Raw genomic sequence first — 24,991 nt, 5'->3', positions numbered from 1 at the left:
AAAATAGAATTATTAAAAACCCTTAATTTTCATTGAGATGGCGCAGAATGTGTTGGAGGAAGTATCGGCTTGCTTTACTGCTATGGCAGTTACTCAAGTCAGTACGGTGATTGGCGCCAGCGAAACCGCTGTACGCCGCGCTATGCCCAAGGTAGTGCCTATGGCCTTGAGCAACTTGATTAAGCTCGCGGAGCAAACGGGTGGCCCGGATGTGCTCTGGACGATGGCCCGCGATGCACACGAGGTTGGCACCATGACCGATGCTACTGTGGCGTTTACCAACCCTGAGCAAGCAAGGCGTGGGCAAGAGTTGATGAGCAGTCTGCTCACTGGCAGCAGCCGGTACCACCTTGAAACCGTGGCCGAGGAAAGCGGCTTGGGAACCGAGGCAACTGAAAACCTGCTGAGCATGACCACGCCCGTTATTCTTGGGGTGCTTGGTGGGCACATCGCAGCCCGTGACCTTGATTCGGGGGGGCTGAAGCGCCTGTTGCAAAGCCAGCGCAGCAGTGTATCGGGACTGATGCTGCTTGAAGAGAAACACAATAGTGCTGCTGGTGCATCCGTGGCGCGTTCAAAAAGCAGTGCGGAAGCTCACGCCTTTAAAAAACCCACTGCAACTCTTGAGCCCACGGCTTTCAGCAAAGGTCAGCAGCGCCTAGTGCCGGCGGTGTTGCTAATTGGGGCATTGGTCGCCGGGTACTTTGTGGGACAAAATCGTCAACCAGGACGCCCTGTGCCTGCGCAGCAGCAAGTGGTGGCCGGTGGCTTGCCCTCGCAGCCAGCGGTAGAAACTCCGGTTCCCGTAACCGTGGCGAGCGGCCGTTATGATGCCGTTACTGAGAACTACATCTATGATACGGGCAAGCCGGTGCGCCTGATGTTAAAGGATGGCACTACGCAGACCGTCGGCATCAATTCTACCGAAAGCCAGTTCTATAATTTTTTAGCCAATGAAGGCTTACAGGTAGACCCCGTCAACCGCACCAAAGGTTGGATCAACTTTGACAGGGTGTACTTCGATGCTGCCAAAGCCACGCTCACTGATGAATCCAAGGCGCAGCTGCGCAACGTAGCCAGCATCATGAAAAGCTTCCCCAGCGCCCGCATCAAGATTGGCGGTTACACGGACAGCACCGGCAATTTCATGGAAAACCTCAAGCTCAGCGAACAGCGTGCTACTGCAGCCATGGCCATGCTGGTAGACATGGGTATTCCTGCCAGCCGCGTCGAAGCCAAGGGATACGGACCGAAGCACAACGTCGCCAGCAACGAAACGCCAGTAGGCCGTTCGTTGAACCGGCGCATCAGCGTGCGGGTGATTGAGAAGTAAAAGAAAGTTGCACGCGGGCTCTGGGATAGACTTACTTGCTGAAAAATCAGATGATTTGACCAAAACCAAAAAAGCGGCCCGAGAGCCGCTTTTTTGGTTTATGGGGGTATTTCCGTTTAACTACAGCACGTTTTCTACAATGCCCGGCAGCACACCTAGCAGGACCGTCAGGCCGACGAGCAGGATCAGTACGGCCGACTGGAAACCGCCCACTGCTACCGGAGCCTCGGAGCCCTCCACGGCTGGGCGCATGTACATGGCTATAATCGGTCGCAAGTAATAGTAAATGCCGATGGCTGACATCACTACGGCAAATACAATCAGGCCGATAAAGCCTTCCTGTGCCGCCGCTGCGAACAAGTAGAACTTACCAAAGAAGCCACCCGTGAGCGGAATGCCAGCCAAAGACAGCATGGCTACCGTCATTGCAAAGGCTAGCAACGGATTGGTCTTGGCCAAACCGTTGAGGCCTTCGTAGTCGTCGCGGCCGCGCTGGTCGTGCACGAGCTTCAGCACGGCAAAGGCCGCGATGGTAGCCACCGAATAAGCCAGTGAGTAGAAGAAGATGGCATTGGCTGAGAGGCGGCCCGAGCGCAGCGCTACCAGCGCCAGCAGCAGGTAACCGGCGTGCGAAATGCTGGAGTAAGCCAGCATACGCTTCGCATTGGTCTGCGCCACGGCGCCCACGTTGCCGATAAGCAGCGTCAGCACCAGCATGGCGGTAAGCGTAGGCAGCCAGAAATCGATGGTATCTCCACCGAAAGCCACGAGCAGCAGCTTAAAGAAACCTGCGACACCGGCCGTTTTCACCACGGTGCTCATGTAGGCCGTGAACAGGGTAGGAGCCCCTTCGTACACGTCGGGCGTCCAGAAGTGAAACGGTGCAGCCGAAATCTTGAAGCCTATGCCGATTAAGATCAATAGAATGCCCACGTACATCATGGGTGCCAGGGCTGGGTCGGCGGTAGGCAGAGCACGTACGGCAATGCCAAGCTGGCCCAATTCGAAGGTGCCGGTAGCGCCGTAGATCAGTGCAATGCCGAAGAGCAGGATGCCGGTGGCAAAGGAACCCATCAGCAAGTACTTCAGGGCCGCTTCGTTGGAGCGCAGGTTGCTCTTATCGGAACCCGCCAGCACATACATGGCGATGCTCAGCGTTTCGATGCCGAGGAAAAGCACCAGCAGGTGGTTGTAGCTCACCATCATGATGGCCCCGACAAGCGAAAACAGCAAGAGGGAGTAGTACTCGGCGAGGTTGGCTTCGCCGTCGCGGATGTATTTCTGAGAGAAAGGCAGCAGTAATAGCGCCGTGAGTGCCATCACAGCTGTAAACACCTGCGCGTAACGGTCAAATACGAGCATGCCGTTGACATAGGGCGAGGTATTCCACACGGCCAACTGGCCGACGCTGTCAATGCCCGACACATTTACCGCGAAGACCGCCGCCAGCACCACCAGCACCAAAGGAAGCATGGCGCGGTTGGAGCGGTTGAAGCCAAGAAAAAGGTTGGCCAGCCCGGAAACAGAAAGCAGAATAATCGAAAGCATGAGTCGGGAGGCTTAGCGGTTGATCAGCACCAGCAGCTTGTTGATAGCCGGCTCCGAGATGTGCAGGAAAGTGCCGGGGAACAGGCCAATCCAGAACACCATTACTACGAGGGGCACCAGTACGGCTACTTCCGAGGCGTTCAGGTCGCGAATAGCGGCTGAGAACGAGGAGTCAGGGCCGAGCATCACGCGCTGGAACATGCGCAGCAGGTATACCGCCCCAAAGATGATGGTGAGGCCGGCTACGGCGCCCAGCCAGGGATTGAATCGGTACACGCCCATCAGCAGCAGGAATTCGCCCACGAAACCGTTGGTGAGCGGCAGCGCGACGGTGCCGAGCAGAATCACAAGGAATGAAACGGACAGCAGCGGTGTGTTGCGCGTGAGGCCGCCCAGCTCCGGAATCATGCGGGTGCCGGTGCGGCGCTCGATGATATCGGCGATAAAGAACATGCCCACCACGTTCACGCCGTGCGCCAGCATTTGTACGGTAGTGCCCTGCAGGCCCACGGCCGTAAGCGAGAACATACCGGCAATCATCAGGCCCACGTGGGAAAGCGACGAGAAAGCAATCAAGCGCTTCATATCGCGCTGGCGAATAGCAATGATGGCGCCGTAGATGATGCCGATAACGGCCAGCACCATCACCCAGTCAACCCAGAGGCTGACGCCCTTTGGCACCACCGGCAGCAGCCAGCGCATGGTGCCGTAGATGCCCATTTTGAGCATGATGCCAGAGAGCAACATGGTAGCCGGAGCGGGAGCCTCGGAGTAGGTATCGGGCTGCCAGGAGTGCAGCGGGAACAGCGGCATCTTGATGGCGAAGGCTGCGAAAATCAGCCAGAAAACCCACGATTGCTGTTCCGTACTGAGCGTCAGGCTGTAGAAAGCCTGCAGATCAGAGCTACGGGCGGCGCCGCTTACACCGGTGAGGTAGTAGAGGTAAACGAAGCCGGCCAGCATCAGCAGTGAACCAACCACCGTGTAGATGAAAAACTTGAGGGTAACAGCCACGCGCCGCTCACCGCCCCACACGCCGGCGAGGAAGTAAATTGGAATCAGTGCTATTTCCCAGAAGAAATAGAACACAAACGCGTCCAGGGCCACAAACACGCCGATCAGGCCCGTTTGCATGAACAACACCAGCGCGTAGAACACCGACGGGTTTTCGTACTCGTGGCGGAACGAAGCTAGTAGAATCAGCGGCACCAGGAAGGCGGTGAGCAGCACCAGCAGCAAGCTCAGGCCATCCACGCCGATGTGGAAGTTGATGCCCGCCGAAGCCAACCACGGGTAGTTGATTTCGAATTGGGTCTGGGAGTTGGTCTGGAACTGAATGGCCATGAACAAGGCCAGCGCCAGTTCGACCAGCGAAGCGCCAAAGGCCAGCGCCCGCGCAGCAGAGCCCCGCACAAAGTGCAGGAGCAGCGCGGCAGCTACGGGCCAGATAAGCAGGAGGGCAGTCAGCATAACGCGAACTTCGAGGGAAGCGGAATACGCCGCTAATGGTTACAGTCGGAAGAGGTTCAGGGCGAGAATCACGACGATGCCCAGCACCATCAGAAGCAGGTAGGTGCCAATGGTACCCGTCTGCAGGTTGCGCAGCAGCTGCGAGCCGCCGAATACGCCGCGGCCGACGCCATTTACGGCACCGTCTACCACGCGCTTCTCCACCAAATCGTGGAACCCGCGCGAGAGGTACATGGACGGCCGCACAAACAGCGCGTTGTATAGCTCATCGACGTAGTACTTGTTGTACACCAGATTCTCGAAGAAGCCGCGCGGCTGATTGTCCTCGGCCGGGCGGGTGCGGCGTGCTACGTACAGCACGTAAGCCAACACGATGCCCAGCACGCCAGCCGCTACCGACAGACCGATGAGCATGTACTCGGTGCTGTGGTCGATTTCAAGGCCCACCGAAGCCGGGTTCACCTGCTTCGAGTAGTTGAAGATGGGGGCGAGGAAGTCGGCCAGGTAGCCGCGGTCGAGCAGCAGTGGCGCGTTCATGAAACCACCAATGGCGGACAGCACAGCCAGAATAATCAGCGGCAGCGTCATGGTGGCCGGCGACTCGTGCAGGTGGTGCTTCTGCTCCTCCGTGCCGCGGAACTCGCCGAAGAAGGCGAGGAACAGCAGGCGGAACATGTAGAAGGCCGTCAGGAACGCCGTCAGCAGGCCGATGCCAAACAGCACTTTGTTGTGCAGGAAGGCGTGAGCCAGAATTTCGTCTTTGGAGAAGAAGCCCGAGAAGGGGGGAATTCCGCTGATGGCCAGGCAGCCAATCAGGAACGTGAAGAACGTAATAGGCAGCGCCTTACGCAGGCCGCCCATGCGACGCAGGTCCTGCTCGTTGCTCATGGCGTGAATCACCGAGCCGGCGCCGAGGAACATCAGCGCTTTAAAGAAAGCGTGCGTCAGTACGTGAAACAGCGAAGAGGTGTAGCCCATCACGCCCAGCGCTAGGAACATGTAGCCCAGCTGCGAAACGGTGGAGTAGGCGAGTACTTTCTTGATGTCGTTCTGCGCCAGACCGATGGTGGCCGCGAACAGGGCCGTGATGCCGCCAACCCAGGCTACCACCTCCAGCGCGTCGGGCGAGAGGGTGTAGATGATGTTGGAGCGCAGCACCATGTAGATACCGGCCGTTACCATGGTAGCGGCGTGAATCAGCGCCGATACCGGCGTGGGGCCAGCCATAGCGTCGGGCAGCCAAGTGTAGAGCGGCAGCTGAGCCGACTTACCCATGGCACCCACGAAGAGCAGCAGCGCAATGGCCGTCAGCACACCCGCGCCCACCGGCATCTGCGCGGCCTTCTGGAACACCTCACCGTACTGCACCGAGTCGAAGGTGAAGTAAATCAGGAAGATGCCGAGCAAAAAGCCCAAGTCACCTACGCGGTTGATGATGAAGGCCTTCTTAGCGGCGTTGTTGTAGTTGGTGTTCTGATTCCAGAAGCCGATGAGCAGGTAGGAGCAGAGTCCCACGCCTTCCCAGCCGATGAACAGGATGACGAAGTTGGCACCCATCACCAGCAACAGCATCGAGAAAACAAACAAGTTCAGGAAGGAGAAGAACTTGCCCACGTTCTCGTCGTGGTGCATGTACCCGATGGAGTACACGTGAATCAGGAAGCCCACGCCTGTCACCAGCAGCAGCATGATGAGGCTAAGCTGGTCAATCTGGTAGGAGAAAGGAATCTGCAGCGAGCCGACCGAAATCCAGTCAAACAGGTGTACCGTGTAGGGTATGCCGTTAAACTGCGTGAACAGCATTACCGAAATCAGGAACGAGCCTAGCACGGTAGCGCTGCCGATGAGCCCGGCCACCGTACCCGAAAGTCGGCGGTTGAGCAAGCCGTTGATCAGGAAGCCCAGAAACGGCAGCAGCGGAATGAGAATGTAGAGCAGCGGCGAGCCGGCAAAGACGGCGAGGGGCGCTTGTTCAGCCATTAGTGTAATGAGCTAATGTGATGTAATGAGTTCATATGCTAATTCTTGCTGGAGAAGGCGCCCGTTGCGTTGGCACATGAGCTCGTTCCCCACATTAGCACATTGATTATCCCATTACCACTTGAGCCTGTCGAGCAGGTTGACGTCGGTGTTCTGAATGTTGCGGTAAATCATCACGATAATGCCCAGGCCAACGGCAACTTCCGCGGCGGCTACAGCCATGATGAAAAACACGAAGATTTGTCCGTTCGGATCGGCGCGGTAGGCCGAAAAGGCAGCGAGCAGGACGTTGACGGCGTTGAGCATCAGCTCCACGCACATGAAAATAATGATGGCGTTGCGCCGGGTCAGTACTCCGATGACACCAATGGCAAACAGGGCCGCGGCGAAGAACACGTAGTGCTGAAGCGGAATGGTGCGGATGACTTCCGGTATCGTCTGGTCCATTCAGAATGGGGTAGCGGCGGAAAAAAGACAGCTCAACAGGCTGTCCCGAATTAGCGGGCAAAGGTATCCTGAAAATCGGAAAACTCCCGCGGAAAAGTACCGATTTGGCCGAGGCATGGGAACAAGGCTATCCTTATTAAAGGAAGAGGGGCGTGAAACTGCAGCGGCCATGGGGGTGTTGAAGGGCTGATTGAACGTCCGAATATCAAACCTACATTTATGGTCCTGTACCAAGTACTAGCAGGAAACAGGACCGAGTATCAGCACCTCGCTTTGTGCTATTACTGTTCTGCTTGCACCTAGTGCTACTCAGTACAGCCTCAGTTCCCGAAAATTTTCTATTCCCGATAAAGTAATTTTCCGCGGCCTGCGTCTTTGTCCTCAGAATGGAACAGGCAATGACCATACTACCTACCGCGGCGGCCATGACCGAGCAAAACGACCGGGTGCAAGAGGCCGTACGCGAGCAGCGCACCAAATTGCTCTCGTTCATTCGCCGCCGCATTCCTGACGAGGCCGATGCTGAAGACGTACTGCAGGACGTCTTTTACGAGCTGGTGCAGAGCTACCGCCTCGTGAAGCCCGTGGAGCAGATGGCCGCCTGGCTATTCCGGGTGGCCCGCAACAAAATCATCGACCGTTACCGGCGACCGAAGCCTGCTTCGCTGGAAGAAGCCGCCACATACCACGCCGCTTCCGATTCCGACGAGCCGCTGCTGCTCGCCGACGTGCTGCCCGCTCCGGATGATTCCACGGAAACCTCCATGGCCCGCGAAACCATCATGGAAGCTATTTTAGATGCTTTGGAAGAACTGCCTCCGGCTCAGCGTAATGTGTTCGTGTGGCACGAGTTCGATGGCAAAACCTTCAAACAGATGGCCGAAGAAACGGGCGTGCCGCTCAAAACCCTGATTTCGCGCAAGCACTACGCGGTGCAACAGCTCCGCACCAAGCTGCAGGCGCTGTATACTGATCTGTTTCTCGACTAACTTCCCCTCCCCATATGAACCGCAACTTCTGGCTGCTCCGCGGCCTGCGCTTTGTGCTCTTCGCGGCTTTGCTTATGGCGGCAGTCACGTTTGCCGTCATGAGCCTGTGGAACTGGCTTATGCCAGATATTTTTTCCTTACCATTCATCACCTTCTGGCAGGCCTTGGGTTTGCTTGTGCTCAGCCGCATCCTATTCGGTAGTTTTCGGGGCGGCCCAGCTGGTGGCTGGAAAGCCCGTGCCCAAGAGCATTGGCGCAACAAGATGGAGTCGCGCATGCAAGGCATGAGCGACGAAGAACGGGAGCGGTTTCGGCAAAAAATGCGCCGCTGCGGCCCCGGCTGGGCCCGTATGACCGAGCAACCTCAAGCCCAGCCAACCCAAGCCGAATAACAGCAAGCGCGGCCCCGATACTTCGGGGCCGCGCCTGGTTTTAGGGACTATCGTGCTAGCCTAGCGAAAAATCATCAGCTTGGCATCTTGCCGACAGCGCAGGGCATGAGGCGCACCGGCCGGGATAATGAGGTAGTCGCCAGCCTCCAGAAGGATAACAGTGTCGCCGAGTTCTAGCTCCAGCTGCCCCGCCAGCGCGGTTACCAGCACTTCGTCGGCCGAGTGATGGGAAGGCATGGTTTCGCCGGCTCGGAAGGTTTTGTAGAGCACTTTCTGGCCGTTGCGGCTGAAGAGAACCAAGCCCTTCTGCTCACCGATTTGATGGAGTTTGCCGGCAAGCAGGCTGCCGCTTTGTATCTGGGTAGTGTTCATGAAGCTGACTTTCGGGTGAGATATGTAGGCGAAAGTCGGCGCTGGCGTCTGAGCGGGGAATGAGGAGAATCAGGGCCGATGCTGACACTATTCATAGAACAGTCAGGGCAATGAAACTATAGACTTCAGACGATGCGAAGGCCATTTGTGGCGGCATGTTCTAGTTAATTTTTCGTTGCCACCTCACTTGCGTTACCAAAGTGCCATGCCCATGTCCAGCCACCGATATGTATTCCACGCATTTGAAGGGACCAAGATCAGGTAGGTCGATTGTCATTCCTGCAGGAGCGACTCCGTATCTGCTGTTCCACATTACGTAGTCATCGTCCGCAGATGACATGCACTCTGCTTTGGCTACCGAAACAACCTTGTTGAAATTGGTAATCCGGCCAAGTGATACAGTCGCGCCCGGCTGAAGGCGCCAGCCTGGGACACGGTCTATAGAAAGCCTACGTCGCCCGAGTTTGATTGTCAGATCTAATGTATCCTTCTTATCCACGTACGGGAGTAAAAGCATACCAGCACTATCCCGAATAGTAAAAGTCCGCATTCGAGACTTGAGTGACACGTCTTTGGCGCTGAATCTGTGCCGCTTTTCCTTATTGTTCAAAAAGACATTTATAACCAATCTGGGTGAGTTATTGGTATTATCCTTTGCGTGCGAGTTTTGCCATATACTAGGCAAAGTGTATAGATAACACAGTAAAATCAACAGCATTGCTTTCATGGGCTTGATATGCTGGCCTGAATAAACAAAAGCGGCGCCGGATGCATCCGGCGCCGCTTTTGTTTATTTGAAAAGCTACAGTTAGAAATGCCGCTCGCCCGTCTCGCGCTTGCCTAGCATCACCGCGCCTACCATAGCCACGAGGAACAGCACAGAGGCCAGTTCGAAGGGCACTAGGTACTGCTGATACAGCACCAAGCCGAGGCGGTGCACCATGCCAATCTGGGAATCAAACGTGGCCGCGTCGGCACCAACGGGGTTCACGTTGCGCAGTGCCGCGATAAGCACCAGCAGCAGCAGCCCGCCCGATACAGCAGCTGTGATTTTGGCCACCACCGACTTATTCGGTTCCGTATCAGCGTTTAGGTTCAGGAACATCACCACGAACAGGAACAGTACCATAATGGCACCGGCGTACACAATAATGTTCACGGCGGCCAGGAACTGCGCATTGAGCAGCAGGTAGTGCCCCGATATGGCGAAGAACGTCAGGATCAGGAACAGCACCGAGTGGATAGGGTTTTTGGAAAACACAACACCCAGTGCACTCAGCAGCGCCACAAACGCAAGGAAGTAGAATAAGGAGGTGCCCATAAGGGAAAGCCGGAGAAGGAGAGGAGAACGAACTCCCCGCCTCAGATGAGGAGGGGTGGCCGGAGGCCAGGGTGGTTGATAATCGTTAGACGGCAACCGTCTTGGCGATTTGAGTTATTTCTACCGCTGGTAAACCACCCCAGCGGCAGTCAGGCTGCCACATCCCGTCCTTGACAGAGGACGGGATGTGGCAGGCCTTTATGCTTCTATGCCAGCCATACGGCGGGCTAGGGCTTCGGCTTGCTCAGGGGTGAGCTGAATGCCGCGCTTGCTGCGAGCGTTCGGGTCCACGGGCTCTACGAGGCGGTCTTTGCCGTAAATGAACTCGTCACGCTCGAAGCGGGGCGGAGCCATTTTATCGGCTTGCAGGTACACTGCGGCCTTCGGGCAAGCTTCCTCACACAGACCGCAGAAGATGCAGCGCAGCATGTTTACCTCATAGCTGACGGCGTACTTCTCTTCGCGGTAGAGGTTCTCTTCGCCCTTTTTCCGCTCGCCGGCTACCATGGTAATGGCTTCGGCCGGGCAGGCTACAGCGCACAGGCCGCAGGCGGTGCAACGCTCCCGGCCCTTCTCATCGCGCTTCAGCACGTGCAAACCCCGAAACGTGGGCGAAAACGGCCGTGTCTCTTCGGGGTAGCGAATGGTGGCTTTCTTAGAGAAGAAGTGCTTGAGCGTGATGAGCATGCCCTGGGCCAAAGCGGGCAGGTAGGCTCGCTCCGCCAGCGTCATCGGCTTCTTCTCAAGTTTCTTGGATCTATTAGTCAGTTGCATGATGGTCAAGATGTAGCGCGAACCTTCAGCCCGCGCATTCTGGCCGATTGTCGTCGGACGAACTCTGCTTTGGTAGTAGAACTACAGTTCTATTACCGAGGCTTATTTACCTAAAAACAGGATGAGCGCGCCCGTCAGCAGGATGTTCAGGATGGCAATGGGGAATAGGATGGTCCAGCCCAGGCGCATCAACTGATCGTAGCGGAAGCGCGGCAGCGTCCAGCGCACCCACATGAAGAAGAAGATGAAGAAGAAGATCTTCGCGAACATCGTGATGGTGCCCAAGATGGTCACCGTGTTGTGTGCGAACAACTCACCTTGGGAGTTCAGCAGCGTGTTGTAAAGAGCATGTTCACCAGGGAAGCTAAACCCTCCAAAATACAGCGTGCTCATCACAGCCGAAGCCACGAAGATGTTGATGTACTCAGCAAACAGGTACAAGCCCATTTTCATCGACGAGTACTCGGTGTGGTAACCGCCTACCAGTTCCGTTTCGCACTCCGGCAAGTCGAAGGGCGTACGGTTGGTTTCAGCGAAGGCGCACACCAGAAAGATGATGAAGCCCAGCGGTTGGTACACAATGTTCCAGAGACCGTTGTACTGCTGCAGCGTGATTTCACGCAGCGACAGGGTGCCAGTCACCATCAGTAAGGCAATCAGCGCCATGCCCATGGCTAGTTCGTAGCTCACGGCCTGGGCCGCTGCCCGGATAGCGCCGAGCAGGGAGAACTTGTTGTTCGAAGCCCAACCGCCAATCATGATGCCGTACACGCCGAGGGAAACCACGCCGAATACGTACAGCATGCCGATGTTTACCTCAATGGCCTGCAGGCGAATTTCGGTACCGTCGCCGAGCAGCAGGGTGTTGCCAAATGGAATAACAGCCGAAGCCATCAGGGCCGTGGTCATGGCCAAGCAGGGGCCGAAGACGAACAGCCACCGGTTCGAGCCGCTGGGGAAGAATTCTTCCTTCGTGAACAGCTTCACGGCATCGGCCAGGGGCTGCAGCAGGCCGAAAGGGCCGGCGCGGTCCGGACCTACGCGGTCTTGCAGGAAGGCCGCCACCACGCGCTCGGCGTAGGTGGAGTAGGTAGCAATCAGCAGCGAAATGCCGAATACCGCCAAAATAACGAGGCCTTGCCAGGCCAGTGCGGGAATTTCCATGGTGGCTAGCTTAGCGGCCGAGTTTCAGCGGCGGGTTTTGTTCCAGGTCACGGACAGAGCTTTCCGGCATGTCGGCAATGACTTGCGGATTCACTACCGGCAGCTCGTAGTGGTTGGCCGAAATTACCGAGGTCCGGTCGATGTGCGTCGGGCCTTCGATGGTCCAGTCGGCCGTTTCCTTTTTTTCGAAACGGCAGGTGTTACAGATCCATTCCTTTACCTCGCCATACTCGTCCTTGCGGGCGGTTACGCGCAGTACGTCCTTGCCTTTGTACCAGAGCACCACGCGGCCGCAGCACTTCGGGTTCTCGCAGTTGCGGTGAGCGTTTACCGGCTTGGTAAACCACACACGCTGCTTGAAGCGCCAAGTTTTGTCGGTCAGGGCGCCTACCGGGCACACGTCGATGACATTGCCGGAGAATTCCTGGTCGATGATGTTGTCGATGTACGTGCCGATTTCGGCGGCGTCGCCACGACCCAATACGCCGTGCACGCGCTGCTCCGTCAGCTGATCAGCCGTGTACACGCAGCGGTAGCACAGGATGCAGCGCGTCATGTGCAGCTGGATGTACGGACCGATGTCGATTTTCTCGAAGGTGCGGCGCTCCTCTTCGTAGCGGGTGGTGGCCACGCCGTGCTCGAAGGCAAAGTTCTGCAGGTCGCACTCACCGGCCTGGTCGCACACGGGGCAGTCCAGCGGGTGGTTGATCAGCAGCATTTCCACGATGCCTTTGCGCACGTCAAGCACCTGCTGGTTAGTCGTGTTTTCCACTACCATACCGTCCTGCACCGTAGTGATGCACGAGGGTACCAGCTTGGGCATGGGGCGCGGGTCCTTGGCCGAGCCGGCCGTCACCTTCACCAGGCAGGCGCGGCACTTACCGCCCGTACCTTTCAGCGGGGTGTAGTAGCACATAGCCGGCGGCACGATGTCGCCCCCGACTTTGCGGGCTGCATTCATGATAGTGGTACCATCTGGTACTTCTATCTCAATGCCGTCGAAAGTTATTTTAGCCATTTTCAAAACTCCCGCAGCCGGGAGCGAAAAGTCAGTTCAAAGTAAAGTTAAGCCAGCACGGCTTTGCCGGGGAATACCGCGCCGGGGCGGGTGGCTTCCTTCGGGTTGGTCACGTGCCACTCGAATTCGTGGCGGAAGTGGCGCACGGCGGCGGCCACCGGCCAAGCAGCGGCTTCGCCAAGCGGGCAGATGGTGTTGCCCTCGATCTGCTTGGCCACGCTTACGATCAGGTCGATGTCGTGCATGTTGCCATGGCCGTGCTCGAGGCGGTGCAGCACCTTCTCCAGCCAGCCGGTACCCTCACGGCAGGGCGAGCATTGCCCGCACGACTCGTGGTGGTAGAAGCGGGAGAAGTTCCAGGTGTTGCGCACGATGCAAGTCGTCTCATCCATGGCGATGAAGCCACCCGAGCCGAGCATGGTGCCCGTCACAAAGCCGCCGTCGGAGAGGGATTCGTAAGTCATCAAGCGGTTTTCGCCAGCTGCAGTCTTCAGAATCAGCTCCTTGGGCAAGATCGGAACCGAAGAACCACCGGCTACCACGGCCTTTAGGTCGCGCCCTTTCCAGATACCACCGCAGTACTCGTCGGAGTAGATAAACTCCTCCACCGGTACACCCAGTTCGATTTCGTAGATGCCGGGCTTGTTTAGGTGGCCGCAAGCTGAAATCAGCTTGGTGCCAGTGCTCTTGCCTACGCCGAGTTTGGCGTATTCGTCGCCGCCCTCGTTAATGATCGGTACGACAGCCGCGATGGACTCCACGTTATTCACCACCGTGGGGCGGGCGTAGAGGCCTTGCACGGCCGGAAATGGAGGCTTATTGCGCGGGTTGCCACGCTTGCCCTCCAACGACTCCAGCAGCGCAGTTTCTTCGCCGCAGATGTAGGCACCGCCGCCGGGATGAACGTGCAGGTCCAGGTCGTAACCCGAGCCCAGGATGTTCTTGCCCAGGAAGCCGTTGGCGTAAGCCTCAGCAATAGCCTTTTCGAGGATGCGCAGCACGTACAACAGCTCGCCGCGGATGTAGATGTACGAGGTGTTGGCGCCCAGCGCGTACGAGCTCGTAATCATGCCCTCGATGAGCAGGTGCGGCAGACGCGACATCAGATGGCGGTCCTTAAAGGTACCTGGCTCCGATTCGTCGGCGTTACACACCAAGTGGCGCGGCACGCCCTCCGGCTTGGCAAGGAAACTCCATTTCATGCCGGTAGGGAAGCCAGCGCCGCCGCGGCCGCGCAGGCCCGACTTCTTCACTTCTTCCACCACTTCGTCGGGGGTCATCGTCTTAATGGCCTTCTCCACCGAGCGGTAGCCGCCGTGTTGACGGTATACCTCAAAGGTGTCGATGCCAGGGACGTTAATATGTTCGGTCAGTAGCTTGCGGCCCATGACGGTAGTTGCTTCAGGTTATTGTTGCGTGTGCTGCAGGCCGGTTTCTTCCCAAGGAAGAAGCGGGCGGTGCACCATGTTGCGCAGCTCGCTCAGCATGGCATCTACAGCTTCGGGGGTATCCAGCTGCTCGTAGTACTTCTCGCGTACCTGCACGATAGGCGCCGTGCCACAAGCGGCCAGGCATTCCACTTCTTTCAAAGTGAACAGGCCGTCGGGTGAGGTACCGCCTACTTGGGCGCCGGTGATGCGCTCCAGCTCGGCGGTCAGCTCGTCGGAGCCGCGCAGCATGCAGGGGCCCGTGCGGCAAATTTCCAGCACGTGCTTGCCCACTGGCTTGAGGTTGAACATCGTGTAGAACGAGGATACCTCGTACACCTCGATGGGCTTCAGGCCCAGCGTTTCGGCTACCAAATCCTGAACGTCGGCACTTACCCAGCCGCCAAACTCCGCTTGCGCGATATGCAGCACGGGGAGCAGGGCCGACTTCTTGCGGTCCTCGGGGTAGTGGGTCAGCAGGCGAGCAATTTCAGCCTTGGCAGCTTCAGAGAATTGCGGCTTGACGGCGGCGGCGGTCGATTCCATTTAGCAGCAGATTAAGCGTCCAACTCGCCAGCAATGACGTTCATGGAGCTCAGGGTAAGAATGGCGTCGGAGAGAGTAGAGCCTACCACCATTTCGGGGTAAGCCTGGTAGTAGATGTAGCAGGGCCGGCGGAAGTGCAGGCGGTAAGGCGTGCGCCCACCGTCTGAAATCAGATAGAAACCAAGCTCGCCGTTGCCGCCTTCCACGGAATGGTACACTTCGCCTTCGGGGGCGTCGATTTCGCCCATGATGATCTTGAAGTGGTAGATCAGGGCCTCCATGTTGCGGTACACCTCCGTCTTGGGCGGGAGATAATAGTGCGGCGCGTCGGCGTGGTAAGGGCCTTCGGGCAAGTTTTCCAAGGCCTGATTAATAATGCGCAGGCTCTGCCATATTTCCTCGTTGCGCACCAGGTAACGGTCGTACGTGTCGCCGTTAGTGCCCACCGGAATTTCGAAGTCGAAGTCTTGGTACGAGGAGTAGGGGTTCATCACGCGCACGTCGTAATCGACGCCGGCAGCGCGCAGGTTCGGGCCGGTGAAGCCGTAGTTCAAGGCGCGTTCAGCCGAAATCGGACCCACGTTGATGGTGCGGTCCATGAAGATGCGGTTGCGGTCGAACAGGTTCTGGAACTCGCGCATCACAGCGGGGAAGCGCTTCAGCCAGGTACGCAGCTTATCGATGGCTACTGGCGACAGGTCGCGCTCCATGCCACCAACGCGGCCCATATTGGTGGTCAGGCGCGAACCGCAGACTTCCTCGTAGATTTCATAGATGTTTTCGCGCTCCTCAAACAGGTAGAGGAAACCCGAAAACGCACCGGTGTCTACGCCCAAAATACCGTTGCACACCAAGTGGTCGGCGATGCGGGCCAACTCCATCATGATGACACGGATGTACTGGGCACGCTTGGGTACTTCAATGCCCAGCAGCTTTTCCACCGTCATGTGCCAGCCCATGTTGTTGATGGGGCTGGAGCAGTAGTTCATCCGGTCCGTGAGCGGCGTAATCTGGTAGAAAGGGCGCCGCTCGGCAATCTTTTCAAAAGCCCGGTGAATGTACCCGATAGTAGGCACGCCCGACACAATCTTCTCGCCATCCATTTGCAGGATGTTCTGGAAGATGCCGTGCGTAGCCGGGTGCGTCGGGCCGAGGTTGAGCGTGGTCAGGTCCGTGCCGAAGTCTTCGGTTTTCTGGACCATCATACCGCGCTGCTGCCGGGCAGCCTCGTGATGTATAGGACGGGTCGCTTCGAGTGCGTCGTTCGTTGCCATTGTAAGTTTTGTCATCCTGAGCAGAGCGAAGGACCTTGTCACGTCCGCGCCGGCTGCTGATTTACTTTTTCTGACAAAAGCAGCGGTGATAAGTTGCTTCCTTCGTCAGCATGACAAATGGATAATTATCGGCCGAAGAAAAGGTCGGTCTTGTCTTCGCGGGTGCCGTCTTCCAGCGGGTATTCCTTGCGCATCGGGTGGTAGTCCATGTCCTCCACGTTCAGAATGCGGATCAGATTGGGGTGGCCCGTAAAGATGACACCGTAGAAGTCGTAGGCTTCGCGCTCCATCCAGTTGGCAGTGGCGTACACGTCCGTGATGGTCGGTACTACCGGGTCCTGAATGGAGAAGAAGATTTTCAGGCGCAGCCGGATATTGTTGACCAGGCTGTGCAGCTGGTACACCATGCTTAGCTCCTGGCCTTGGTTGTCGGGCCAGTGCACGCCACACATGGTGGTGAGAAAGTTGAGCTGTAACTGCTCCTCGCCGTGAAGCACGTCAATGATTTCATGAATACGTTCGCGCGACACCGTAGCAGTCAGCAAGCCATAAGGCTCTTCTACGTCCGTAAACGTGTCGGCACCGAACAATTCCTGCAGCCGAGCTAGAATCTGCTCATTGCTGATGCCGGCGTGGGCTTTCACGTAGTCAGCAGCTTTTTGCTGCGCACCTGGCGAGGTATTGAGTTTGAGCATATGTCAGAAGGAAGAGTGTAGAGCTTAGCATGTAGAAAGGCAGGAGTGCTGCGGGTTTTTACATGCTAAGCTCTCATCTCTAAGCTCTATTTAATGTTGTAAGAGGCCAGCAGTGCCTGGTACTCGGGCGAATTGCGGCGACGGATGGATTCGTTTTTGGCCAGCTCCTGCACGCGCATCAGGCCTTCCAGCACCTGCTCGGGGCGGGGCGGGCAGCCGGGCACGTACACATCCACCGGGATGATGCGGTCGATGCCTTGCAGCACGGAGTAGCTGTCAAAAATGCCACCCGAAGAGGCGCAGGCACCCATGGCCAGCACCCAGCGAGGCTCGGCCATCTGCTCATACACCTGCTTCACGATGGGGGCCATCTTCTTGGCAATGGTACCCATCACCATCAGCAAGTCAGCTTGGCGGGGCGAAAACGACGGACGCTCCGAGCCGAAGCGCGAAATGTCGTAATGGGCGCCCATGGTAGCCATGAACTCGATGCCGCAGCACGAGGTGGCAAAAGGAAGCGGCCACAGCGAGTTGGCGCGGGCAATGCCCACTACTTTCTCCAGCGAGGTGGCGAAGAAGCCGGAGCCTTCGATGCCTTCGGGGGCGGCTACCGTCTTGATTTCAGGAACACGGTTATCACTCATGGCGAAAAGTCTGGTTAAGTGTAAGCTGCGGCGGCAACCTCATTATCCCGAACACCAGCTCGGAAACAAAGGTTTGCTTTTGTCAGCGGTGAGAGGTTAGACACGGAAGCGAGAATTTACTCCCAGCATTCTTACGTGTTAATTCTAAAATCTCACTGCCGAACCGAGGCTTACTGCTGCCATTTCAGAATGCCCTTCTTGATGATGTAGAAGAAGCCACCCAGCAACAGGGCCATGAACAGCAGCATTTCCACAAAGCCGAACATGCCCAGCTCACGGAAATTCACGGCCCAAGGGTACATGAAGATTACTTCCACGTCGAAGAGCACAAAGAGGATGGCCGTCAGGAAGTACTTCACCGAAATCGGGGTGCGGGCATTGCCCACCGACTCGATGCCGCACTCGAAGGAGGAATCCTTCACCTTGGAGCTACGCTTGGGGCCGATGAGGTGCGAAGCCACCATCGAGAAAGCGACGAAAGCCAAGGCCAGGCCAAATTGAATCAGAATCGGCACGTAATCGGCCGGCTGGTACGCAGTGTTGGTAGCTAACAGCATAGGAAAAGGGGTTTGCTGTTGAGGAAATGGCATTGGGGCGCAAAGGTAGGATGAAAACCGGGGGGGTGCAACGAATCAAAGACCATAGATGCCGATGATGCGTGTACTTACCGATATTGTCCTCTAGCTTAGATATGTTCTAAAAAAGAAAGCGCTAAGCTAGCCTTCCCTGTGATAAACACAAAAGCCGCCCTGTTTGTCACAGAGCGGCTTGATTATTTGCAAGCGCTAAAGCTTAAAAGCCTGCGCCACCAGTCACGTTCAGATCCTCCCCCGTGTTTACTCCCATGAAGGGGTAACGGTAATCTACCGGCGGTACGAACGTTTCCTTGATGGTGCGCGGCGACACCCAGCGCAGCAGGTTCAGGATAGAGCCGGCTTTGTCGTTGGTGCCGGAAGCGCGGGCGCCACCGAAGGGCTGTTGGCCTACCACAGCGCCGGTTGGCTTGTCATTGATGTAGAAGTTGCCGGCCGCGTGTACCAGCTTGCGCGTGGCCAAGTCAATGGCGTAACGGTCCTGGCTGAACACGGCACCGGTGAGGGCGTAGGGCGAAGTGTTGTCTACCAGCTCCAGCGTCTTCTCGAAGTTCTGCGAGTCGTACACGTGCAAGGTCAGCACCGGGCCAAATAGCTCTTCGCACATGGTCACGTACTGCGGATCCTGCGCCTTGATGATGGTCGGCTCGATAAAATAGCCTTTCGACTTATCGTAGGTGCCGCCGGCAATGATTTCTACCGACTCATCCTGCTGGGCGTTGTCGATGTACTTGGCCAGCTTGTCGAATGACCTTTCGTCGATAACGGCATTGATGAAGTTCGAGAAGTCCTCCACGTCGCCCATCTTAAACGACTTCAGGTCGTCGATGAGGTACTGACGCACCTCGTCCCACATGTTCGAGGGAATGTAAGCCCGCGAAGCGGCCGAGCACTTCTGGCCTTGGAACTCGAAAGCGCCGCGGGTAATGGCCGTGGCCACCTGGCGCGGGTGCGCCGACTCGTGGGCAATGATGAAGTCCTTGCCGCCGGTTTCGCCCACCACGCGGGGGTAGGAGCGATACTTGCCCACGTTTTGGCCGATGGTCTTCCAGATGTGGTTGAAAACACCCGTGGAACCGGTGAAGTGGATGCCGGCGAAGTCGCGGTGGTTGAAAATAACTTCTCCGGCGGTGGGACCGTCTACATACACCAAGTTGATGACACCGTCCGGAACGCCGGCTTCCTTGAACAGCTCCATCAGTACCTGCGCCGAATAGATCTGGGTATTGGAGGGCTTCCACACCACTACGTTGCCCATCATGGCCGGGGCCGAAGGCAGGTTGCCGGCAATGGAGGTGAAGTTGAAGGGCGTGAGAGCAAACAAGAAGCCTTCCAGCGGGCGGTGCTCCAGGCGGTTCCACATACCAGGCGCCGACTCAGGCTGCTGCTGGTAGATCTGCTGCATGTAGTGCACGTTGAAGCGGAAGAAGTCGATCAGCTCGCAAGCCGCGTCGATTTCCGCTTGGAAAGCGTTTTTGCTCTGTCCCAGCATGGTGGCCGCATTGATACGTGCACGGAAGGGGCCAGCCAGCAGCTCGGCAGCCTTCAGGAAGATGGCAGCGCGCTCCTGCCAAGGCAGCTCAGCCCACATAGGACGGGCCGCGAGGGCTGCGTCAATGGCTTGCTGCACGTGCTCGGCCGAGCCTTCGTGGAAGTAGCCGAGGGTGTGCTGGTGGTCGTGGGGAGGAGCAATGCGCTGGGTGTTGCCGGTGCGCACTTCCTGCCCGCCGATGTACATCGGAATGTCGCGCTCCTGCTCCTTGAGCGCCTTGAGCATGGCTTGCAGCTCGGCACGTTCAGGGGAGCCGGGCGCGTAGCCTTTTACGGGTTCGTTCTTAGGAGCGGGGACGTTGAAAAAGCCGTTGGCCATAGCGTGGGAATATCTGTTGGCGATGGGAGGTCTGGAATGGATGGGCAAAGGTAGCAGGCTGTCTTAATCAAACAGAGTAGCCATGCTTGGCTAGATATAAACACAGCCAGATCATGCCAACAATCAAACAAAGCCCGACAAGGTCACTAGCAGACCACCAGCCCTTATTAGCTTCTATTATTTGCTCTGGCTCAGAAGGAGAATACCGTATAGATAATGTATCACCAACCCTATGTCGATTAAATGTGGCTTCGTCTACTGTGAGTCTGGTACTCAGACGCGTTCCTTCTATCGTAGAATAACTCAGTTCGAGTTCGTGCCGTGGTTTGTTGCCCCACGATTCATGTAGCGTTCCTATTAATGCATCAACTTTTGGTCCTTGATGGCTGCGCCATTGGGTGAAAATCCTGTAGCCGATTATTCCCAGAGCACAAACGAAAACTATAACTCCAGGCCAAGGATTAGATGCACGCCTAGGCATTACAAAATCTCCTTCAGCTCGCTTAGGCAGCTAATCTCGTACGTTACCTCGGCCGTATGGCGCCGCTTATCGGGGTTGAAGTACACCTGATCGATACCCGCGTTATATGCGCCCAGCACGTCGCACTCTAGGTTGTCGCCGATCATCAAGCTTTCTTGTGCGTGGCCGCCGCAGCGCTCCAATGCGTGCTCGAAGATGCGTCGGTCGGGCTTAAGGCAGCCGCTGCACTCGGAGGTAACGATTTCCTGGAAATAGTCAGTGAGGTTGGACGAGGCGAGCTTAACGTGCTGCACATCCCGGAAGCCGTTGGTAATCAGGTGCAGCTCATAACCCTTGTCGCGCAGGTACTCCAGCACCTCATAGGTGTACGGAAATACTGCTGCTTTCTGGGGCAAAATGTCGGTGAAGTCTTTGCTAAGGGTAGCTGGCACTTCGTCCTCGGGCACGCCGAATTTGGCCAGGGTGCGCACGAAACGCACACTGCGTAACTGCTCCTGCGTTACCTTGTTGGCTTGGTACAGGCGCCACAGACCGTGGTTTACCTCGCTGTAGCGGCTGATAAACTCATCGACGGAAAACGTGCCGAAGCGGCCGAGCTGGTGATGCTCGAAGAGGTGCCGCAGGGTTTCATCGGCGTTTTTCTCGAAGTCCCAAAGCGTGTGGTCGAGGTCGAAAAAGAGGTGGCGGTATGATTTCATACAGAAGATACTCAGGAAGCTAGGTAAACAGCTTCACTTTGAAAGGAAGCCAAACAGCAGGTTCATCCGCAATCTGGTCGGTATAAGCTGCTACCTTAAGGCAATCAGCTTCGTTGGCGAACAGACCATATTCATTAAGGTCGATGCCAAATGTCTGCTTATACTCGCTTTCGAGTACATGAAAGGAAAAAGGCTCATAACCACCAAGGTTCAAGATGCCCAACAAATCGAAGCCAATTGTGCTTCCATTGCTCGGTTCCAGGTTATGTTTTTGCAGCAACTGATGCAGGTCAAGGGCAACCGAGTTGTGGGCTAGTGTTTGGGTCAGAGCCATTAGGTAGTACTTCTCGTTTAGGTATAATCCCAAAAGCTTTACCTGAGGCAGCGAGGTTAGAAAAAGCTGTTTGAATTCCAGCGCCTTTTCTAGGCTGATAAAAAAGCCCGGCCAACCATAGTTGCTCTGGTCATACTCCGCATCAACCCAGGCGTGAAGTGCTTCAAGCGTAACTTCATCAGGGGAAAAGTTACCGGCCGTCTTGGATAAACTACGCTTACTATATGACCAGCTTAGTCCCCACTCAGGATTGGGGTATACAGCACTTATGTAAGTGCTGACCGACCATGTTCGGTCAGTAAATGTTTGTCCATTAACGGTGCTACATTCATTCTTCGGAATGATTAAGTAGTAGCCAGCTGAGAAATACATGTTAGGGTTCTAACTGCAACCGTTTCACCGGCTTGTTATTCCCTAAGTGCTCCTGCACAATGTCGCTCACATCTTTGGGCTGCACATCGCCATACCAGATGCCCTCGGGATACACCACCAAGGCAGTACCGTTGCCTTTCTTGCAATGCTTGCATACATCTAGGCACCCTACCGCCTGCACCCGGTTTTTACGCTTCTTGCCACCAATGAGCAGGCTTTTCAGATCCTGCTTTTTTAGCTCTTTCTTGATAGACTTGGCCACGTCGTCGCCGACGCCGCTTTTCTGATTGGTGCAGACAAACAGGTGGTGCTGGTACTTCATAGGTGTGCTATGGCCGCGGTGTGCCCGTCCAGTGGCGGTTTTGCAGCTTATACGCAGCCAACTCCCGATTCGACCAGAGCGTTTGGTAAGTCTTCTGGTCCTTTACTAGCTGTGCATCGCGCTCCATATAACCCAGTTGCTGCTGCAGCAGTTCGGCGTATTCCTCCTTGATGAAGTAGAACATCCAGTTGTCGAGCCGCCGAAAGGTTACCAAACCGGTATTTTTTAGGTATGCTAGCTGCCGCGAAACTTTGGTCTGGGTAAAGTCTAGCACTTGTTCCAGATCGGATATGCACATTTCCTCGTTGCGCCAAAGCAAATGCAGGATGCGCACCCGCGACTCGTCGCCAAGTGCTTTATATAAACCGAGGCCGAATGCAACGGAAAAGTGTTTGAGACGCATCTTTTGATTGCTGGAAGGGTTATGTATCCGACCGGCTTACATTTCAAAGGTACACGGGCGTCACCTGCTGCCCCGTGAAAGAGCCTTATCTTTGTTTATCTGCCATTTGCCCACATGCCCTTGAATACCCCCCTTCGTCTCCTGATCAGCTCATCGCTGATGTGCTTGCTGCTCGTGCTGGCGGCCGCGCTGCTGCCTCACGGTGCCCAAGCCCAGGGACAACGGCAGGTGGTGCAGTTTACGGGTATCGTAGCCACCGGCGATTCGCTGCTGGGCGTGCCCGGTGCCACCATCTTTCTGCCCAAAGCCGGCCGCGGCACCGCTACCAATGCCTACGGCTATTTCTCGTTGCCCGTGCTGGCCGGCGACTCTATTGTGATTCGCTCGCTTGGTTACCGCAATCAGTACGTGGTTATCCCGCCCGATTACCCGCGGCAGAGCTACTCGGTAATTGTGCAGCTGAAGGAAGACGCCACCGTGCTGCCCGAAGTGCGTATCTTTCCTTACGTGACGGAGAAGGACTTCAAGAAAGCCTTTCTGGCTCTGAAGCTGCCGCAGGAGCGGGGCACGCGTACAGCAGAAAACCTGAACGAGCAGATTCTGCGCCGCATTTTCCAAAATGCTCCGGTAACCAGCATGGCCAACTACCGCCAAACCATGCAGGCCCAGCAGTATGACCAGCAGCGCCGCATGGGCGTAGCGCCGAACCCATACACCAACAACCCGCTATTGAACCCGTTCAGCTGGCTGCAGCTCATCAACCAGATCAAAAACGGCGAATTCAAGAAGAAAGACTAGATGCTTTATGCCGTTGGTCAAGGCTGACTGTAGCGGCAAAAATGCCCATTTGTGATAGGCCTGCGTGATGGCGCAGGTCTTTTTTTATAATGACTGCGCTCAATTGGTAACCATTGTTACATTTACCCCCGAACGATGTCGTTCGACAATGTCCATGCTGTAGTTCGGGCTAGGGCCGGGTTTGTTTCCTACCAAGGGGAATAAGGGTTGGGAAAGCGGCGTAAATGCACGAAAATCAGCGGCTCGCAACCGTGGAGGGCGTTTTGCGGTAAAGCGGGAGGATGGCTTGCCATTTCAGGAACGGCGGCTGCTTTGGCTGCCACTACCGTAATTCACTATGGATACGAACCTTCCCCAAACCTCCCGCCCGCGCGTCGTAATTATCGGCTGCGGTTTTGCCGGTTTGCGCTTGGCCAAAGAGCTGGCCGACGACCCCGTGCAGGTGGTGGTGGTCGACCGCAATAACTACCACAACTTTCAGCCGCTGCTCTACCAAGTAGCTACCGGTGCCCTAGAGGCCGACGCCATTGCTTACCCGATCCGCAAGATCTTCATCGGCCAGAAGAACTTCTACTACCGCATGGCCGACGTGCACCATGTAGACACGGCCAACAACACGATCAATACCAACATCGGCGACATTCGCTACGATTACCTGGTGCTGGCCACTGGTTCGCTCACAAACTTCTTCGGCATCGATAGCATCGAGAAGAACGCCATGCAGATCAAGAGCATCCCGAATGCGCTGAATCTGCGGTCGTTTATCTTCCAGAACTTCGAGAAGGCCCTGCTTACCGAAGACCCCATCGTGCGCGAAGGCCTGATGAATATTGTGGTGGTAGGCGGCGGCCCGACGGGCGTGGAAATCAGCGGCTCGCTGGCCGAAATGAAGCGCCACGTCCTGCCCAAAGACTACCCGGAACTGGACTTCAAGCAGATGCAGATCTTGCTGTACGAAGCCGGGCCGGCGTTGCTCGGGCCCATGTCGGAGAAGTCGCAGCGGGATGCCTTGCGCTACCTGCAGGACTTAGGCGTGCACGTACGCCTAAATACTGGCATCAAGCGCTTCGAGGACTGCCGTGCTTACTACTCCGAAACGGAGTTCGTGCGCACCGAGAATCTGATTTGGGCGGCCGGGGTAAACGGCAATGCCCTGCCCGGCGTGCCCGAGCAAGTGGTGACGCGCAATAAGCGCATCAACGTGAACAGTTGGAACCAGGTAGAAGGACTGCAAAACGTCTTCGCCATCGGGGACGTGGCCAATTTGGTGACCGAGGAGATGCCCAAGGGAATGCCTATGTTGGCACCCGTAGCCATTCAGCAGGCCGAGCAACTGGCCGCCAACTTCCGCCGGGTAATGCAAGGCCAGCAGCCGGTACCGTTCAAGTACAACAACAAAGGCGCTATGGCCATTGTGAGCCGCAACCGGGCCGTGGTAGACCTTCCTAAAGGGTACTTCAACGGTTTCCTGGGCTGGCTCACCTGGCTTTTTGTGCACTTACTGACGCTGGTGGGCTTCCGCAACAAGCTAGTCGCGCTGGTAGGCTGGGCCATTAGTTACTTCAGCAACGACCAAGCCCTGCGCCTCATCATCCGCCCCTTCAGCCGCCGCGACATGAAGGACGACAAAGGCAAGAAGCCTGCTGAGCATCAGATGGCTACGCCAGAATACAACCCGACGCCGCCGGCAATTCAGAAACCAGCCGCGTAGTCTGCTTCTCTTGAT

25 protein-coding genes are annotated in these 24,991 nt (G+C 56.5%); 5 read left to right on the top strand and 20 right to left on the bottom strand.

Features of this window, described 5'->3' with window-relative positions; translation table 11 throughout:
- Positions 1-37: 37 nt before the first annotated feature.
- Positions 38-1,333 carry an OmpA family protein gene (locus AC5FXY_RS06545; RefSeq protein WP_493555843.1) on the top strand — a complete coding sequence of 432 codons (1,296 nt, stop codon included), beginning with the start codon at positions 38-40 and terminating at the stop codon, positions 1,331-1,333.
- 120 nt (positions 1,334-1,453) lie between these two features.
- Here the strand turns inward: AC5FXY_RS06545 and AC5FXY_RS06540 are convergent, their stop codons facing one another.
- The 4 genes from AC5FXY_RS06540 to nuoK all read right to left on the bottom strand — a co-directional run bounded on the left by AC5FXY_RS06540 (position 1,454) and on the right by nuoK (position 6,778).
- A complete protein-coding gene (locus AC5FXY_RS06540) occupies positions 1,454-2,881 on the bottom strand; it encodes an NADH-quinone oxidoreductase subunit N (protein ID WP_493555842.1) in 1,428 nt (475 codons plus the stop codon).
- A 12-nt stretch (positions 2,882-2,893) separates the two neighbouring features.
- On the bottom strand, positions 2,894-4,351 hold the full coding sequence (locus AC5FXY_RS06535) for a complex I subunit 4 family protein (RefSeq protein ID WP_493555841.1): 1,458 nt from the start codon (positions 4,349-4,351) through the stop codon (positions 2,894-2,896).
- Between the two features lie 39 nt (positions 4,352-4,390).
- Positions 4,391-6,331, bottom strand: coding sequence for an NADH-quinone oxidoreductase subunit L (gene nuoL, locus AC5FXY_RS06530; protein ID WP_493555840.1), 1,941 nt, complete (start codon positions 6,329-6,331; stop codon positions 4,391-4,393).
- A gap of 114 nt (positions 6,332-6,445) precedes the next feature.
- Positions 6,446-6,778 (bottom strand): NADH-quinone oxidoreductase subunit NuoK, encoded by a 333-nt coding sequence (gene nuoK / locus AC5FXY_RS06525; RefSeq protein WP_493555839.1) that lies wholly within the window; start codon positions 6,776-6,778, stop codon positions 6,446-6,448.
- A gap of 398 nt (positions 6,779-7,176) precedes the next feature.
- Here nuoK and AC5FXY_RS06520 point away from each other — a divergent pair, with 398 nt between their 5' ends.
- Positions 7,177-7,767 (top strand): RNA polymerase sigma factor, encoded by a 591-nt coding sequence (locus AC5FXY_RS06520; protein ID WP_493555838.1) that lies wholly within the window; start codon positions 7,177-7,179, stop codon positions 7,765-7,767.
- A 14-nt stretch (positions 7,768-7,781) separates the two neighbouring features.
- Complete coding sequence (locus tag AC5FXY_RS06515; protein ID WP_493555837.1) at positions 7,782-8,159, top strand: hypothetical protein; 378 nt, start codon at positions 7,782-7,784, stop codon at positions 8,157-8,159.
- A 60-nt stretch (positions 8,160-8,219) separates the two neighbouring features.
- Here AC5FXY_RS06515 and AC5FXY_RS06510 read toward each other — a convergent pair whose 3' ends face one another.
- The 16 genes from AC5FXY_RS06510 to AC5FXY_RS06435 form a co-directional block, all read right to left on the bottom strand.
- Positions 8,220-8,531 carry a cupin domain-containing protein gene (locus tag AC5FXY_RS06510; protein ID WP_493555836.1) on the bottom strand — a complete coding sequence of 104 codons (312 nt, stop codon included), beginning with the start codon at positions 8,529-8,531 and terminating at the stop codon, positions 8,220-8,222.
- Between the two features lie 808 nt (positions 8,532-9,339).
- A complete protein-coding gene (locus tag AC5FXY_RS06505; protein ID WP_493555835.1) occupies positions 9,340-9,852 on the bottom strand; it encodes an NADH-quinone oxidoreductase subunit J family protein in 513 nt (170 codons plus the stop codon).
- Positions 9,853-10,050: 198 nt separating this feature from the next.
- Positions 10,051-10,626 carry a NuoI/complex I 23 kDa subunit family protein gene (locus tag AC5FXY_RS06500; RefSeq protein WP_493555834.1) on the bottom strand — a complete coding sequence of 192 codons (576 nt, stop codon included), beginning with the start codon at positions 10,624-10,626 and terminating at the stop codon, positions 10,051-10,053.
- Positions 10,627-10,728: 102 nt separating this feature from the next.
- Positions 10,729-11,790: an NADH-quinone oxidoreductase subunit NuoH gene (gene nuoH / locus AC5FXY_RS06495; protein WP_493555833.1), complete on the bottom strand. Its 1,062-nt coding sequence runs from the start codon at positions 11,788-11,790 to the stop codon at positions 10,729-10,731.
- Between the two features lie 10 nt (positions 11,791-11,800).
- On the bottom strand, positions 11,801-12,808 hold the full coding sequence (locus AC5FXY_RS06490; protein WP_493555832.1) for an NADH-quinone oxidoreductase subunit G: 1,008 nt from the start codon (positions 12,806-12,808) through the stop codon (positions 11,801-11,803).
- 47 nt (positions 12,809-12,855) lie between these two features.
- Entirely contained in the window at positions 12,856-14,196 is a 1,341-nt protein-coding gene (gene nuoF, locus AC5FXY_RS06485) for an NADH-quinone oxidoreductase subunit NuoF (protein ID WP_493555831.1), read from the bottom strand.
- Between the two features lie 18 nt (positions 14,197-14,214).
- A complete protein-coding gene (locus tag AC5FXY_RS06480; protein ID WP_493555830.1) occupies positions 14,215-14,781 on the bottom strand; it encodes an NADH-quinone oxidoreductase subunit NuoE family protein in 567 nt (188 codons plus the stop codon).
- 11 nt (positions 14,782-14,792) lie between these two features.
- On the bottom strand, positions 14,793-15,986 hold the full coding sequence (nuoD, locus tag AC5FXY_RS06475; protein ID WP_493555891.1) for an NADH dehydrogenase (quinone) subunit D: 1,194 nt from the start codon (positions 15,984-15,986) through the stop codon (positions 14,793-14,795).
- 194 nt (positions 15,987-16,180) lie between these two features.
- Positions 16,181-16,750: an NADH-quinone oxidoreductase subunit C gene (locus AC5FXY_RS06470; RefSeq protein ID WP_493555829.1), complete on the bottom strand. Its 570-nt coding sequence runs from the start codon at positions 16,748-16,750 to the stop codon at positions 16,181-16,183.
- 86 nt (positions 16,751-16,836) lie between these two features.
- Positions 16,837-17,394 carry an NADH-quinone oxidoreductase subunit B gene (locus AC5FXY_RS06465; RefSeq protein WP_493555828.1) on the bottom strand — a complete coding sequence of 186 codons (558 nt, stop codon included), beginning with the start codon at positions 17,392-17,394 and terminating at the stop codon, positions 16,837-16,839.
- A gap of 170 nt (positions 17,395-17,564) precedes the next feature.
- Entirely contained in the window at positions 17,565-17,951 is a 387-nt protein-coding gene (locus AC5FXY_RS06460) for an NADH-quinone oxidoreductase subunit A (RefSeq protein ID WP_493555827.1), read from the bottom strand.
- Positions 17,952-18,186: 235 nt separating this feature from the next.
- Complete coding sequence (pruA, locus tag AC5FXY_RS06455; RefSeq protein WP_493555826.1) at positions 18,187-19,857, bottom strand: L-glutamate gamma-semialdehyde dehydrogenase; 1,671 nt, start codon at positions 19,855-19,857, stop codon at positions 18,187-18,189.
- Positions 19,858-20,337: 480 nt separating this feature from the next.
- Positions 20,338-21,036: a YjjG family noncanonical pyrimidine nucleotidase gene (locus tag AC5FXY_RS06450; protein WP_493555825.1), complete on the bottom strand. Its 699-nt coding sequence runs from the start codon at positions 21,034-21,036 to the stop codon at positions 20,338-20,340.
- 19 nt (positions 21,037-21,055) lie between these two features.
- The gene (locus AC5FXY_RS06445) at positions 21,056-21,742 is read right to left on the bottom strand and encodes a hypothetical protein (protein ID WP_493555824.1); all 687 of its coding nucleotides are present in this window, start codon (positions 21,740-21,742) and stop codon (positions 21,056-21,058) included.
- 1 nt (position 21,743) lies between these two features.
- On the bottom strand, positions 21,744-22,064 hold the full coding sequence (locus AC5FXY_RS06440) for a (2Fe-2S) ferredoxin domain-containing protein (protein ID WP_493555823.1): 321 nt from the start codon (positions 22,062-22,064) through the stop codon (positions 21,744-21,746).
- Positions 22,065-22,071: 7 nt separating this feature from the next.
- Entirely contained in the window at positions 22,072-22,467 is a 396-nt protein-coding gene (locus tag AC5FXY_RS06435) for an ArsR/SmtB family transcription factor (protein WP_493555822.1), read from the bottom strand.
- A 120-nt stretch (positions 22,468-22,587) separates the two neighbouring features.
- Between AC5FXY_RS06435 and AC5FXY_RS06430 the strand changes: the two genes are divergently transcribed.
- Both AC5FXY_RS06430 and AC5FXY_RS06425 read left to right on the top strand, forming a co-directional pair.
- Entirely contained in the window at positions 22,588-23,265 is a 678-nt protein-coding gene (locus AC5FXY_RS06430; protein WP_493555821.1) for a carboxypeptidase-like regulatory domain-containing protein, read from the top strand.
- A 337-nt stretch (positions 23,266-23,602) separates the two neighbouring features.
- Positions 23,603-24,976: an NAD(P)/FAD-dependent oxidoreductase gene (locus AC5FXY_RS06425; RefSeq protein WP_493555820.1), complete on the top strand. Its 1,374-nt coding sequence runs from the start codon at positions 23,603-23,605 to the stop codon at positions 24,974-24,976.
- The last annotated feature ends 15 nt before the right edge of the window (positions 24,977-24,991 follow it).

It is taken from the genome of Hymenobacter sp. FMD4, assembly GCF_058932745.1.
The sequence above is the reverse complement of the archived record's forward strand: the minus strand, read 5'-3'. Positions and strand labels throughout refer to the sequence as shown.